Origin of the sequence: Acinetobacter sp. UBA3106, assembly GCA_002365595.1 — a bacterium.
Lineage (GTDB): Bacteria > Pseudomonadota > Gammaproteobacteria > Pseudomonadales > Moraxellaceae > Acinetobacter.
The window spans coordinates 206,064-218,000 of record DFAM01000017.1 but is presented as its reverse complement, the minus strand read 5'-3'; the positions used below and the strand labels follow the sequence as shown (position 1 = coordinate 218,000).

The window sequence follows — 11,937 nt, the reverse complement described above, 5'->3', positions numbered from 1 at the left end:
AGGCATTTTTTAAATTATTCATTGTTATGCTCGCTTGTATTAGTTATTCAATTATTAAAAATATTAATGGTTTGATAGCTTTTTTTATTTTTAAGTCATCCGGTTGCAGTGTGATCAGGCGTATAGCAGATCATGAATTACTAACTTTTTCATTTTAAAGGTTGCAGCTTGTGCACGAGGATTCTGCTTCAGAATTTCACTCAAATTTTCAGGGTGAATTTGCCAGCTCACCCCAAACTGATCTTTACACCAGCTACATTGGTTCTCGCTACCTTTTAGCGTGATGTTATTCCAGTAATAATCAATTTCGACCTGGTCTTCACATTCAATGATCAACGATACGGCTTCATTAAATTCAAAGGGCTGGGGAATGCCACTGTCCATAGCCATCAGGGTAAAATGATTGGCGATCACTTGGGCATGTTTTACTTGTCCGATATATTCACCCTCGCTATATTTCAAAATGCCTTGAGTCCGAAAGCTTTTGAATAAGCTTTGATAGAAATTCAATGCAGCCTGACATTGCCCCTGATATGCACCGCAATACATCAGGGTAGGGATAATTTTTTGTTGATTGACATCGGATAACTTGCCTAAATAGAGCTGCCAGCTAAAACCATATTGGTCTTGTAACCAACCGTAATAGTCACTCCAGTCATATTTTCCCAATGCCATTAAAGTAGAGCCACTCTCGATCAATTGATTCCACAGGTGATCGATCTCAGGCTTGCTTTCACAAACCACCATAAAGGAAATGGACGGATTCGGGTGAAAACCAGGACCCCCGTTAATTCCTAGAAATGGCACGCCTGCAAAGTCTGCTTTTGCCGCATACTCATTTGCTTCAATCATGTGACTATGCGGAAAAATAGAGCAATACCATTCAAAGGCTGCTTGAGCACTTTTTTCAAACCACAGGCACGGGTAGATAGAGTGAGTCATTATTATGCTCTATATAGGCCATATCAGCAGATAATTTAACGTGCTACAGGCATTACTCAAGTAGGTTTATGCAGGCTAATTGTATAAAATTTATTCAACCCAAATTGAAAATGCAGTTGCTGAAACTATACTTCTTGAATTGGAAAAAATTATTTAAATTCAATCTGTTGTGAGTCTAAAATTGAAAAATTTTCTCTTGAGTTCGCTGTAAGGCTTAATCTTGTAGATCTAAGCCGATGCATAATAGATAGCGTAAAGAATTGCGATTAAAGCAAAGAGGTTTGAATACGGACTTTCATATCCAGCGCTTGTTGCACGATAAAGCTTTTCATCCAGTTGACTTGTTGACCCATTGGATTGGTTTTAATGGCAGTATTCAGGAAATCTAATTTGGGCTGATTGAACAATTGATTTTCAATTGTTTCTTCAAGTTGTGAGCTATTCGCGGTCAGGGGCAGGCTGATCAGGTAAAATGCTTTGGGATAGTTATAAAAGGCATAAAGCAGGTTAAAGGCTTTTTGATCGGCCTTGAGATTTCCTGCCCCAATTTCATAACTGCGATCCTGGTTACTGTGGGTGACACCTAGCAAAAAATCAAAATCGTTATCCGAAAGTCTAAGACCAAATTGCAGCCCAATCTGGTCGGCAGTGAGCTCATGCTGAACAAAGTTATTCAGGACTGAACCATCATCATTCAAAGGTTCTTGCAGAACCAGTAAATGATCGTTGTGCTGATAGATAAAGCCGGCAAGTTGTGCATCTTCCAGGCGGGATTTTACGGTTTCAATAGTACGGTCTAGCATCAGCATAATGTAATGGAGAGCAGCGATAGGAGAGAGGTGGGCTACTCTATGCAATTTTGCGGTTCAAGAAAATATATGAGTTAGACGAATTAACAATCAGCTGATATTTTGTACATTTTAATGTTGAGTTGTTGCAGGCAGTGTATCTAGCTACAATGCGATTTCTACATTTAAGATCACAATTAATAAAAACTTATACTTATTATTAGATAAGCTTTATATGACAAATTTGCATATCAATATAATAAAACAAGCAATAGTTGAGATAACTAAATCTTTATAATGAATATATATATTTTTAAAAGTGTAATAAGTACACGTTGATCTGAGCTGGTGTTGTCAATGTCCATAAATGAGGAAAGACTTACTCATCTTAAACAGCTTGAAGCTGAGAGTATTCACATTATCCGTGAAGTGGCTGCCGAATTTGAAAATCCGGTTATGTTGTATTCCATTGGTAAAGATTCTGCAGTAATGCTGCATCTTGCTTTAAAAGCATTCTATCCTGCAAAACTTCCATTCCCGCTATTGCATGTCGATACAGGCTGGAAGTTTAAAGATATGATCAAATTCCGTGACAACATGGCGAAAACCCATGGTTTCGATTTGATCGTGCATCAAAATAAAGAAGGTAAAGATGCCGGGATCAATCCATTTGATCATGGTAGCTCTAAATATACCGACATCATGAAAACCCAGGGCTTAAAACAGGCTTTGGATAAATACAAGTTCGATGCTGCTTTTGGTGGCGCGCGCCGTGATGAAGAAAAATCACGTGCCAAAGAACGTGTATATTCGTTCCGTGATAGCAAGCACCGTTGGGACCCGAAAAACCAGCGTCCTGAACTTTGGAATCTTTACAACGGTAAAGTGAACAAAGGCGAGAGTATTCGTGTGTTCCCGTTATCAAACTGGACTGAGCTTGATATCTGGCAATACATCTATTTGGAAAGTATTCCATTAGTACCACTTTATTTGGCTGCAGAACGTCCTGTGGTTGAACGTAGCGGTACGCTGATTATGGTTGATGATGAACGTATGCCTTTAAAAGAAGGTGAAGTTCCACAAATGAAATCGGTACGTTTCCGTACTTTAGGTTGTTACCCGCTTACGGGCGCGGTTGAATCAACTGCAAACACCTTGCCGGAAATTATCCAGGAAATGCTTTTGGCCACCAGTTCTGAACGTCAAGGTCGTATGATTGACCATGATGAAGCAGGCTCGATGGAAAAGAAAAAGCAGGAAGGTTACTTCTAATTTAATCTCCCCCCTTGCGCAGCAATGCTGCTCACCTCTTTAAAAAGAGGGGGAACTCCTAAATCAGAACGGAGATAAAGTCCCTCTTTATTAAAGAGGGATTTAGGGAGATTAAAAAGAGATTCAAAACAACCGATTTCTAAAGAATATGTGGAGCTGTGAGCGATGTCTCATCAATCAGAATTGATTAGTCAGGATATCCTGGCGTATTTAAAACAACATGAAAATAAAGACCTGCTACGTTTCCTGACTTGCGGTAACGTGGATGATGGTAAATCGACTTTAATTGGTCGTCTGCTGTACGATTCAAAATTGATTTATGAAGATCAATTGCAAGCCGTAACCCGTGACTCTAAAAAAGTGGGTACAACGGGTGATGCACCTGACTTGGCGTTACTTGTTGATGGTCTGCAAGCTGAGCGTGAGCAGGGGATTACCATTGATGTGGCGTATCGTTATTTCTCTACAGAAAAACGTAAGTTCATCATTGCCGATACTCCGGGACATGAGCAGTACACCCGTAACATGGCGACAGGTGCGTCTACCTGTGACCTTGCGATTATTCTGATTGATGCGCGTTATGGCGTGCAAACCCAGACCCGTCGTCATACTTACATTGCAAGCTTGCTTGGCATTAAGAACATTATCGTTGCGATCAACAAAATGGACTTGGTGGAATTCTCTGAAGCACGCTTCAATGAAATTCAGGCCGACTATGCCAACTTCGTAAGCCAATTAGGCGACCGTAAGCCAAGCAACATCATCTTTACGCCTATTTCTGCATTGAATGGCGATAACGTGGTGAACAAGTCTGAAAATACGCCATGGTACAAGGGCGAAACCCTAATGGGTACGCTTGAGTCGGTTGAAATTAACCGTGATACTGCGAAACGTGATTTCCGTTTCCCTGTGCAATACGTCAACCGTCCGAACCTCGACTTCCGTGGTTTCGCAGGTACCATTGCGCTGGGTGAAATCAACGTGGGTGATAAAGTTGTTGCTTTACCATCGGGTAAGTCTTCAACGGTTAAAGAAATCGTGACTTTTGATGGCAACCTTGAACATGCATTTGCAGGTCAAGCGGTGACATTAACGCTAAATGACGAAATTGACGTATCACGCGGTAATATGTTGATTCGTGCAGATCAGGGTGTTCCTGCTATTTCACGTTCGGTTAAAGCGACCGTGGTATGGATGGCGGATCAACCGCTTGTGCTTGGCAAGTTGTATAACATTAAAATTGGTACGCAAACTGTTCCTGCCAAAGTGACTGGCATTAACTTCCGTACCAATGTAAATACACTTGAGCAAATGCAGGTTGAACAGCTTGATTTGAATGCGATTGCCAATGTGACTGTTGAATTTGATGCGCCAGTGGTATTTGACCGTTATCAGGACAGCCGTTACACCGGTTCGTTTATCTTCATTGATCGTTTGAACAACGTCACGATTGGTGCGGGTATGGTGGAAGAGTCTGTTGAATGGACTGCTCATAGCAATCCGGTAACAGCGGAAGACCGTGCGGCACGTTTGGGTCAAAAGCCTGCATCAATTACAGTATCTGCAAAAGCATTGGAAAATGCGCAAGCGCTTGAAAACCTGTTGCTTCAACAAGGTATTGTAGCGATTGCAAAAGCTGATCTTGATGCTTCGCGAGTTGTACTTCTTCGTGAAACAGGTATTGCAGTGATTACTACTGTTGCGGAAGGCACAGATGTAAGCTTCACGCAAGAGTCTGTTGAAGAATTGGCTGAGAAGATAGTGGAATTGGTTCGTCTTTAATAGATTGAATTGATTTAAAAAACCCGCTGAAAGGCGGGTTCTTCTATTTAGGATTCTTCGAGTGTTTTTTTAGGTCTTTCAAGAGTTGGAATAAGCTTCTCTAAAATTGAGTCAGACTTTACACTTTCCATTCCATCAGCTGGATTTTTTCTGAATGCTTCTAAATTAATATCTAATAACTTAGCTTGTAGATAAATAGATTCTTCACTATGAGCATTTAGGTTTTTGATTTCAGCTTTATATTTCTCAAATGAACGTGCCAAAGCTTCTTTATGGCCATACTCTTGTTCTAATTTAGAATATCTATTGAGATTAAGATTGGCGACTGTAGCGATCCAGATGAGGGGAATATTAAGGATTAATCTAACTGTTATGGATGTTATAGTGATTTTATCAAGATTATCGAAGTCAATTGTAAAGAAATTGAATGTCGCCAATAGAACTAAAGAACCTATAAATACATAGAGATTATTCCTTTTATTATCTTTTGCTTGATTACCTTTCTCATGGAATCCACCAGCTAGTCCAGCATTGCTCGCCTGATTTAAAACTTTTAAAGCTTCTTTTTCAGTTGATTCAAGAGTTTCTAATCTTTTTGTTAAGACTTGCTCTAAAGATTGGTTTTCTTTGTCACCAAAAATTTTCAAATAGAATTTATCTAGTGCTGCCTTTTGCGTATCAAACATAGTTGAATATGATGAAGTTTTTTCACCAGCTTCATTAGTTTCGTCAACGAATATATTGTCATAGAAGTCATCTATTTCTTTGTATTTTTTTCTTATAGCTTGTTCGCGTGAAGTTTCTATACCTTCTACAGTGACTTCATTATTGAAAAGATAAGTATGTAAGTCTCGTGCTTTTGCAGATAGTTTCTCCAGTTTTTGGCTGTGGCTTAATTCTTCGTCTTCATTTGGAGAGAAATACTTGTTGAATTCATCTTTTAGCTTATCTGCTTCATTGTATAAATTGGCAAGATTTTCAGGGTTTAGTAACTCCTTCAAAGTTTGTTCGGTTGTAACACCATCATCATATTGATATTCCAGTAACTCTTTTAAAGAGCTAACTTTATTTTTTAAATCTAATAATTCTGAAATTTCTGAATTTAGTTGTCTCTTAAGATCTTTAACTTATTGAATTTCTAGCTGTAGTGATTCAATTTCACTTTTAATCAATTTAGCAGCTGCGGTACGTCCATCTGTAATGTGTTCTAAATTATCTGCGAGCGTATAAGTGGCTGAAAGCTTTCCATGTAATTCGCTCAATTGTCTAAGAGCTTGCTGCACTTCTTTTCGTTCTGATGCTGTCATGCCAGCTGAAAGTATATCTCTGATTTTCCCCATTAAAATAACTCAAAATAATTATTATGGTTAAATATTACACGGTTTAAATTTTATTTGATACTTATTGAATTTTTAATTAAGATATATCTTAGTTAATATTAAGAGATATCTTAGTAGTGCCAAATTCCAATCCTATCGAGAACAGTGAAAGTACACTAACACCACGTAAACGCCTGTTTGAAGCAGGACAAATGAAGCTGTTGGTACTGCATTTCATTGCCCAATCCCCAAAATTTAGCTATGACATCATTAAAGACGTAGCATCACTGGTCGGTTGCAACTATAAGCCGAGTACAGGCACCATCTGTCCAACCATCAACTATCTCGAAGAACATCAATATACTCAGGCTGAACTGAGTGCCGATGATCGTAAGCAATACCGTATTACACCTACGGGTCTTCAACACCTTGAAGAGAATCAGGAAGCAGTAAAAAAAATCCTCGACCGCTTTAATACGCGTAAGCAAATCCAGAACAACGAACACTATGTCGATATTAAACGTGCGATGGAAAACCTGAAAACTTCATTGCGCCTGAAGATTCAGCATACTGAACTGAACCCAGAGCAAATCCGTGAAATTTCCGGAAAGATTGATCAGGCAGCAGTAGAAATTGCACGTATGTAATTCGATTCACGATTTAAAAAGATTAGGTTAAATGATGAAAAATAATCTCCCAAAATTTCACCCAAAACATTTGACTTGGCTGATGCCACTTATCCTGTCTGGCATTATGAGCGGCGCAATTTCCTGTTTTAACATGCTGTTGAATAAAGGCTTTGTCGACGGCTTCTTTTCTCTGTGGCTACATGCATGGAGCTTGTCATGGCTGATGGCATTTCCACTGATTCTGGTGGTACTGCCATTGGTGCGTAAATTTCTAATGCAATTTGTGGTGCTGCCGAATAAATCATCTTCGGAATAAGCTGAATTAATGAGTGATTTGTTCAAAAATGACCTGTTCAATGATGGTGTTAAGCTCAGCAAGGCTTTTCACACCAGCAATGCGTTTCACAACTTGTCCACGATAAAAAATCAAGGTTGAAGGTAGGCCATACACGTTATAGCGCAAAGTCAGAATGGGGGATTGATCTACATTCACTTTGCCGAATTTAATATTGTTATGTCGTGCTGACATTTGCAGCGCACATTGTTCAAAGATTGGAAAGTTCTGCACGCAAGGCGCACACCAGTCTGCATAAAAGCGAATCATTGCAAACCCATCAAACCATTCATAGTCACTAAAGTTATTTTCATTATATTCGATGGCGACTGACATAAACTTTCCTGATATTTTCCCAATTAAGGCTTGGACCAAGTCATACTTAATTCTGCATGACCGGTGTTTTTGTCCATTGCTTGGCTGATGGTTTTAAAGCCCTGCTGCTGATAAAAGTTTACCGCTGCGGTATTTTCAGTATAGACATTTAAATGCAATTCATCACATTGCTGCTTAAAAAAATAAATCAAGGCGGCACCATATCCCAAGCCTTGCTGATGAGGTGCAATAAAAAGTGCAGCCAGCACCGCTTCTGATTTCAATAATGATGCAAAACCTGCGACAGTTTGATTGTCCTTGATCACATAATTTTCGGCTAAAGGCAGGTAAAGATCACGCATCGGAATCAACTGCTTTTCCCAGTAAGCAGCAGGAATAAAATCATGTGCCTGTAGGGAAGCATTGAGCCAGATATCTAAGATAGACTCTATATCCTGCATTTCAGCTTTTTGAATGGTTGCCATGCTCAATCTCATATCATTCTGCTAAATAGTGAGGAAATTATACATAAGTCCATGCTTATTCATTCCCGGCTGTTTCTATGTTCAAATAGGGCGGTAAATCTTAAAAAGTAATGAATAGATCAGGAAGAAACTATGTCACAAGCGACTATGCAACAAGTCATCATCACTGAACCGGGCGGCGTGGATAAACTCGCTTACGAAACTGTTGCGGTACCTGAAGCTAAAGCAGATGAAGTCCTGGTGAAAGTGCATGCCTTTGGCATTAACCGTCCCGACATTTTGCAGCGCCAAGGCTTGTATCCAATGCCTAAAGGGGTAACGCCTGTGCCGGGTCTGGAAGTTGCCGGTATTGTTGAAGCGGTAGGAAGTGAAGTTACTAAGTTTAAAGTAGGTGATCAAGTCTGCGGTCTGACCAATGGCGGCGGATATGCAGAATATTGCGTGGTGCCAGAAAGCCAGACTTTGAATATCCATGAAGGCGTGAGCTTTGTACAGGCTGCGGCTATTCCTGAAACCTTCTTTACCGTGTGGGCAAATGTGTTCCAGATGGGTAGAGCTAAAGCAGGGGAAACGGTACTGGTGCATGGAGGAACGAGCGGAATTGGAACGACTGCTTTGATGCTGTGTAAATCACTCGGCATCAAAACTTTTGCCACTGTGGGTTCAGATGAAAAAGTTGCAGCGATTTCTGATTTAACCACGGCTATTAATTATAAAACTCAAGATTTCGAGCAAGTGATTAACGAGCAAACCGACAATGGCGGTGTCGATGTGATTTTAGATATGGTGGGTGCGCCATATCTGGAAAAAAACCTGAACTTGTTGCGTCGTGATGGTCGTCTGGTCTATATCGCTTTCTTGGGTGGGGCAAAAGCCAAAGAGGTGAAACTGGGTCAAATTATGATGAAACGTTTGACCATTACCGGTTCAACCATGCGTGCGCGTAACACTGCGGAAAAAGCTGAAATTGCTCAAGGCTTACAAGCAACGGTTGCGCCGCTATGGGCAAAAGGTGAATGCTTGCCTATGATTTATAAAACTTTCAAGTTTGACCAGATTCAGGATGCACATGCGCTGATGGATACTGGTGAACATATCGGTAAAGTCGTGGTGGAAATCATCTAACCATTCCAGCTTCAAATAAAATAAAAGCCAACAGATGTTGGCTTTTATTTTGCATGTAATAAAAAATGATAAGTAATTTAAATTAATGTATAGAAAAAACGTCATAAAGTTTAAAAAATGGTAAAAAATGTCGATTGTTCGACACAACCTGTCAGAACCAGAAGGTAGATTAAACTTTAAAATAATCCGACTGAAGTGATTGGTATTAATTTAAATGTCATGTAATAAAAGGAAGTCTATTATGAAAATAGTTTCAGCTCCTTATACATCTGAACATGGTTTACGTGCCTTGAAAAGATTGCATAAGGCCATTATTTGCAATCAGGTATTGCCTTCTAATTTGCATCAGTTTTATAAAGCCATGCTGCATCTGGAACGTTATGTTGAACGCCTAAATGGTAAAGGCAAAAAAAGCCGTCGGAGACGTGCGGTTAAATAACCGTTTCAAGCAAATCTATTAGCCTTAAGTTGGAGAAAATAGCCAGAAACACGTTTTTAATTGACGGTATAATTTTTTCATAATTGAATAATTTTACGCGATTTAAGCGTTGTGCTGCAAAGTACAAAGAGGGGTTTTATGAAGGGTAATCCTTCAACACATGAGCGTCTTGCAGAACGTTTGGCCCGTATATTGACGAAGCTTAATGTAGGACATCAGCTGAGCGTACACGAATTGGCGCTTGAATTTCGGGTCAGTAGCCGAACCATAGAGCGTGATTTTGATCGTTTAAATTCTTATCTTCCACTTATTCATGACACTAAAACCAAAAAGTTTTACCTGGATTCTTCCTATTTAGGACGCTTTAAATTACAGGATATTCAAAATTTTGCCCAGTTGTCTGGCATTCAGAATCTTTATCCCTCTTTAGATATCTCTTTTTTAAGAGAACTGTTCGATAATCGGTCCAGTCTGGTTTTTTCTGCCAAAGGCTACAATTTTGAAGATAACACGCAGTATGCTGAACATTTTAAGCTGCTCACTGGAAGCATTCAAAAAAGACAGCAAGTTGCTTTATTTTACAGAGATCAAATGCGGGTGGTAAAACCCTATCGATTAATTCATCACATGGGTAACTGGTATCTGGCGGCTGTACGCAAGCAGGAGCTGCGTGTTTACCGTCTGGGGCGTATTGAAAAAATTATCTGTAGCCATCGGCTTGCACAATTTGAACATGATCAGGCTGTACTACAACAATTAAAAGATGAGGATGGTATTTGGTTTCAGCACCAAAAACAGGAAGTGGTTTTATCTGTACATCCGGATGCTGCGATTTATTTTAAGCAACGCCGAATTTTTCCGGAACAAATGATTTTAGAGGAATCGCAAACAGGGGAATTGCTGATTAGCTGTCAGATTCGGCATCAGAAAGAGTTGCATCCATTGGTGCGTTATTGGGTGCCCTATCTGAAAATTTTACAGCCGGCACATTTGCAACAAGAGCTGGATGCAGGTTTGCAAGGTTATTTGCAACGCAATGCTTGAACTGAGGTAAGGATGATTTTTTTGATCATTCTGAGAGGGTTGCCTGCCTAAACTAAATTTCAGGCATAAAAAAACCAGCTTAACGCTGGGTTCTTTATTGCGCCATTTCAAGAAGTATTAAAATGGTGCCCGAGGCCAGACTCGAACTGGCACGCTTTGTGGGCGGGGGATTTTAAATCCCCTGTGTCTACCGATTTCACCACTCGGGCTTTACAAGATTGGAGGCGGAGGTCGGAATCGAACCGGCGTACACGGAGTTGCAGTCCGCTGCATGACCACTCTGCCACCCCGCCATCTCTTGTTGCTGCGTATATTATCAAGCCCTGAAAAAAAAACAATAGTAGATTTATGCAGATGTGCAGAAAAGCAGCATATAACGGAAAATATTTAAAATATTCATGTAGAATGTGCGAAATTGATTCATATCAACACTTGGGAGAAGTGCCGTGGCATTAGTTTTAGATGGTCGTGCATTGGCAAAGCAAATTGAAGCTGATTTGTTAACTCGCGTAGAAGCGTTAAAGGCAAAATCAGGTCGTACTCCAATCCTTGCGACTATTTTGGTGGGTGACGATGGCGCATCTGCAACTTATGTACGTATGAAAGGAAATGCTTGCCGTCGTGTCGGTATGGATTCATTAAAAGTTGAGTTAGGCAAAGAAACCACAACTGAACAGTTACTTGCTGAAATTGAAAAATTAAATGCCAATCCTGATGTTCACGGTATTTTGCTTCAGCACCCTGTTCCAGCGCAAATTGATGAGCGTGCATGCTTTGATGCCATTTCACTGGCAAAAGACGTTGATGGCGTAACTTGCTTAGGTTTCGGCCGTATGGCAATGGGCGAAGCAGCATATGGTTCTGCGACTCCTGCAGGCATCATGACTATTTTGAAAGAAAACAACATCGAAATCGCAGGTAAACATGCGGTAGTTGTGGGTCGTTCTGCGATTTTGGGTAAACCAATGGCTGCAATGTTGCTTGAAGCAAATGCGACTGTGACCATCTGTCATTCACGTACACAAGATCTTGCAAGCTTTGTTAAACAAGCAGACATTATTGTCGGTGCAGTAGGTAAAGCTGAACTGATTCAAAAAGACTGGATTAAACCAGGTGCTGTGGTTGTTGATGCTGGTTTCCATCCACGTGATGGCGGCGGTGTTGGTGACATCCAATTGGTCGGTATTGAAGAAGTGGCTTCTGCGTATACACCTGTTCCAGGTGGTGTAGGCCCTATGACCATTACCACTTTGATTCGTCAAACGGTTGAAGCGGCTGAGAAGGCTTTAGGTTAATGCCTATATCTCCTTCTCTTGCGCCGTATACGGCTCAGGGAGAAGGCTGGGATGAGGGGCTTTTTAACCTCTCCCTAACCCTCTCCTTGAAGGAGAGGGGATTTTCACTGTGAATTAATATTTATGTTTGAAAAAAAGTATTTCTTCACTTCAGAAATCTAAAACGAA

General features: G+C 40.3%; 14 protein-coding genes and 2 tRNA genes. 8 read left to right on the top strand and 8 right to left on the bottom strand.

What is annotated here, in order from left to right; translation table 11 throughout:
* Window positions 1-114: 114 nt before the first annotated feature.
* Window positions 115-942: a VOC family protein gene (locus tag B4C48_RS10600; RefSeq protein WP_291356251.1), complete on the bottom strand. Its 828-nt coding sequence runs from the start codon at window positions 940-942 to the stop codon at window positions 115-117.
* Window positions 943-1,208: 266 nt separating this feature from the next.
* Window positions 1,209-1,751 carry a hypothetical protein gene (locus B4C48_RS10595; protein WP_291356249.1) on the bottom strand — a complete coding sequence of 181 codons (543 nt, stop codon included), beginning with the start codon at window positions 1,749-1,751 and terminating at the stop codon, window positions 1,209-1,211.
* 342 nt (window positions 1,752-2,093) lie between these two features.
* Between B4C48_RS10595 and cysD the strand changes: the two genes are divergently transcribed.
* Both cysD and cysN read left to right on the top strand, forming a co-directional pair.
* A complete protein-coding gene (gene cysD, locus B4C48_RS10590; RefSeq protein WP_291356306.1) occupies window positions 2,094-3,002 on the top strand; it encodes a sulfate adenylyltransferase subunit CysD in 909 nt (302 codons plus the stop codon).
* A gap of 165 nt (window positions 3,003-3,167) precedes the next feature.
* A complete protein-coding gene (gene cysN, locus B4C48_RS10585; protein WP_291356247.1) occupies window positions 3,168-4,784 on the top strand; it encodes a sulfate adenylyltransferase subunit CysN in 1,617 nt (538 codons plus the stop codon).
* 47 nt (window positions 4,785-4,831) lie between these two features.
* On the opposite strand, the gene B4C48_RS10580 is transcribed toward cysN, so the two are convergent.
* Together B4C48_RS10580 and B4C48_RS10575 are read right to left on the bottom strand one after the other, a co-directional pair.
* Window positions 4,832-5,785, bottom strand: coding sequence for a hypothetical protein (locus tag B4C48_RS10580; RefSeq protein ID WP_291356245.1), 954 nt, complete (start codon window positions 5,783-5,785; stop codon window positions 4,832-4,834).
* Between the two features lie 126 nt (window positions 5,786-5,911).
* Complete coding sequence (locus B4C48_RS10575) at window positions 5,912-6,124, bottom strand: hypothetical protein (protein WP_291356243.1); 213 nt, start codon at window positions 6,122-6,124, stop codon at window positions 5,912-5,914.
* Window positions 6,125-6,231: 107 nt separating this feature from the next.
* On the opposite strand from B4C48_RS10575, the gene B4C48_RS10570 reads away from it, so the two are divergent.
* Together B4C48_RS10570 and B4C48_RS10565 are read left to right on the top strand one after the other, a co-directional pair.
* A complete protein-coding gene (locus B4C48_RS10570; RefSeq protein ID WP_414631506.1) occupies window positions 6,232-6,750 on the top strand; it encodes a PadR family transcriptional regulator in 519 nt (172 codons plus the stop codon).
* A 34-nt stretch (window positions 6,751-6,784) separates the two neighbouring features.
* Window positions 6,785-7,048: a DUF2798 domain-containing protein gene (locus tag B4C48_RS10565; protein WP_291356241.1), complete on the top strand. Its 264-nt coding sequence runs from the start codon at window positions 6,785-6,787 to the stop codon at window positions 7,046-7,048.
* A gap of 6 nt (window positions 7,049-7,054) precedes the next feature.
* On the opposite strand, the gene B4C48_RS10560 is transcribed toward B4C48_RS10565, so the two are convergent.
* Both B4C48_RS10560 and B4C48_RS10555 read right to left on the bottom strand, forming a co-directional pair.
* Window positions 7,055-7,402 carry a thioredoxin family protein gene (locus B4C48_RS10560; protein ID WP_291356239.1) on the bottom strand — a complete coding sequence of 116 codons (348 nt, stop codon included), beginning with the start codon at window positions 7,400-7,402 and terminating at the stop codon, window positions 7,055-7,057.
* Window positions 7,403-7,425: 23 nt separating this feature from the next.
* Complete coding sequence (locus B4C48_RS10555; RefSeq protein ID WP_291356237.1) at window positions 7,426-7,866, bottom strand: N-acetyltransferase; 441 nt, start codon at window positions 7,864-7,866, stop codon at window positions 7,426-7,428.
* 132 nt (window positions 7,867-7,998) lie between these two features.
* On the opposite strand from B4C48_RS10555, the gene B4C48_RS10550 reads away from it, so the two are divergent.
* The 3 genes from B4C48_RS10550 (at window position 7,999) to B4C48_RS10540 (ending at window position 10,474) form a co-directional block, all read left to right on the top strand.
* Window positions 7,999-8,991 carry an NAD(P)H-quinone oxidoreductase gene (locus tag B4C48_RS10550; protein WP_291356235.1) on the top strand — a complete coding sequence of 331 codons (993 nt, stop codon included), beginning with the start codon at window positions 7,999-8,001 and terminating at the stop codon, window positions 8,989-8,991.
* A gap of 241 nt (window positions 8,992-9,232) precedes the next feature.
* A complete protein-coding gene (locus B4C48_RS10545; protein WP_086198715.1) occupies window positions 9,233-9,430 on the top strand; it encodes a hypothetical protein in 198 nt (65 codons plus the stop codon).
* A 138-nt stretch (window positions 9,431-9,568) separates the two neighbouring features.
* The gene (locus B4C48_RS10540; protein ID WP_291356232.1) at window positions 9,569-10,474 is read left to right on the top strand and encodes a helix-turn-helix transcriptional regulator; all 906 of its coding nucleotides are present in this window, start codon (window positions 9,569-9,571) and stop codon (window positions 10,472-10,474) included.
* A gap of 123 nt (window positions 10,475-10,597) precedes the next feature.
* Here the strand turns inward: B4C48_RS10540 and B4C48_RS10535 are convergent.
* Window positions 10,598-10,683, bottom strand: a tRNA-Leu gene (locus B4C48_RS10535).
* Window positions 10,684-10,693: 10 nt separating this feature from the next.
* Window positions 10,694-10,767: transfer RNA gene (locus B4C48_RS10530), tRNA-Cys, on the bottom strand.
* 153 nt (window positions 10,768-10,920) lie between these two features.
* On the opposite strand from B4C48_RS10530, the gene folD reads away from it, so the two are divergent.
* Window positions 10,921-11,769 carry a bifunctional methylenetetrahydrofolate dehydrogenase/methenyltetrahydrofolate cyclohydrolase FolD gene (gene folD / locus B4C48_RS10525; RefSeq protein WP_291356230.1) on the top strand — a complete coding sequence of 283 codons (849 nt, stop codon included), beginning with the start codon at window positions 10,921-10,923 and terminating at the stop codon, window positions 11,767-11,769.
* Window positions 11,770-11,937: the final 168 nt, after the last annotated feature.

Bases quoted from the DNA above. Each gene is read 5' to 3' on its own strand.
- B4C48_RS10600 (WP_291356251.1), bottom strand. From the start codon at position 942: ATGACTCACTCTATCTACCCGTGCCTGTGGTTTGAAAAAAGTGCTCAA.
- B4C48_RS10595 (WP_291356249.1), bottom strand. From the start codon at position 1,751: ATGCTGATGCTAGACCGTACTATTGAAACCGTAAAATCCCGCCTGGAA.
- cysN (WP_291356247.1), top strand. From the start codon at position 3,168: ATGTCTCATCAATCAGAATTGATTAGTCAGGATATCCTGGCGTATTTA.
- B4C48_RS10575 (WP_291356243.1), bottom strand. From the start codon at position 6,124: ATGGGGAAAATCAGAGATATACTTTCAGCTGGCATGACAGCATCAGAA.
- B4C48_RS10565 (WP_291356241.1), top strand. From the start codon at position 6,785: ATGAAAAATAATCTCCCAAAATTTCACCCAAAACATTTGACTTGGCTG.
- B4C48_RS10560 (WP_291356239.1), bottom strand. From the start codon at position 7,402: ATGTCAGTCGCCATCGAATATAATGAAAATAACTTTAGTGACTATGAA.
- B4C48_RS10555 (WP_291356237.1), bottom strand. From the start codon at position 7,866: ATGGCAACCATTCAAAAAGCTGAAATGCAGGATATAGAGTCTATCTTA.
- B4C48_RS10550 (WP_291356235.1), top strand. From the start codon at position 7,999: ATGTCACAAGCGACTATGCAACAAGTCATCATCACTGAACCGGGCGGC.
- B4C48_RS10545 (WP_086198715.1), top strand. From the start codon at position 9,233: ATGAAAATAGTTTCAGCTCCTTATACATCTGAACATGGTTTACGTGCC.
- B4C48_RS10540 (WP_291356232.1), top strand. From the start codon at position 9,569: ATGAAGGGTAATCCTTCAACACATGAGCGTCTTGCAGAACGTTTGGCC.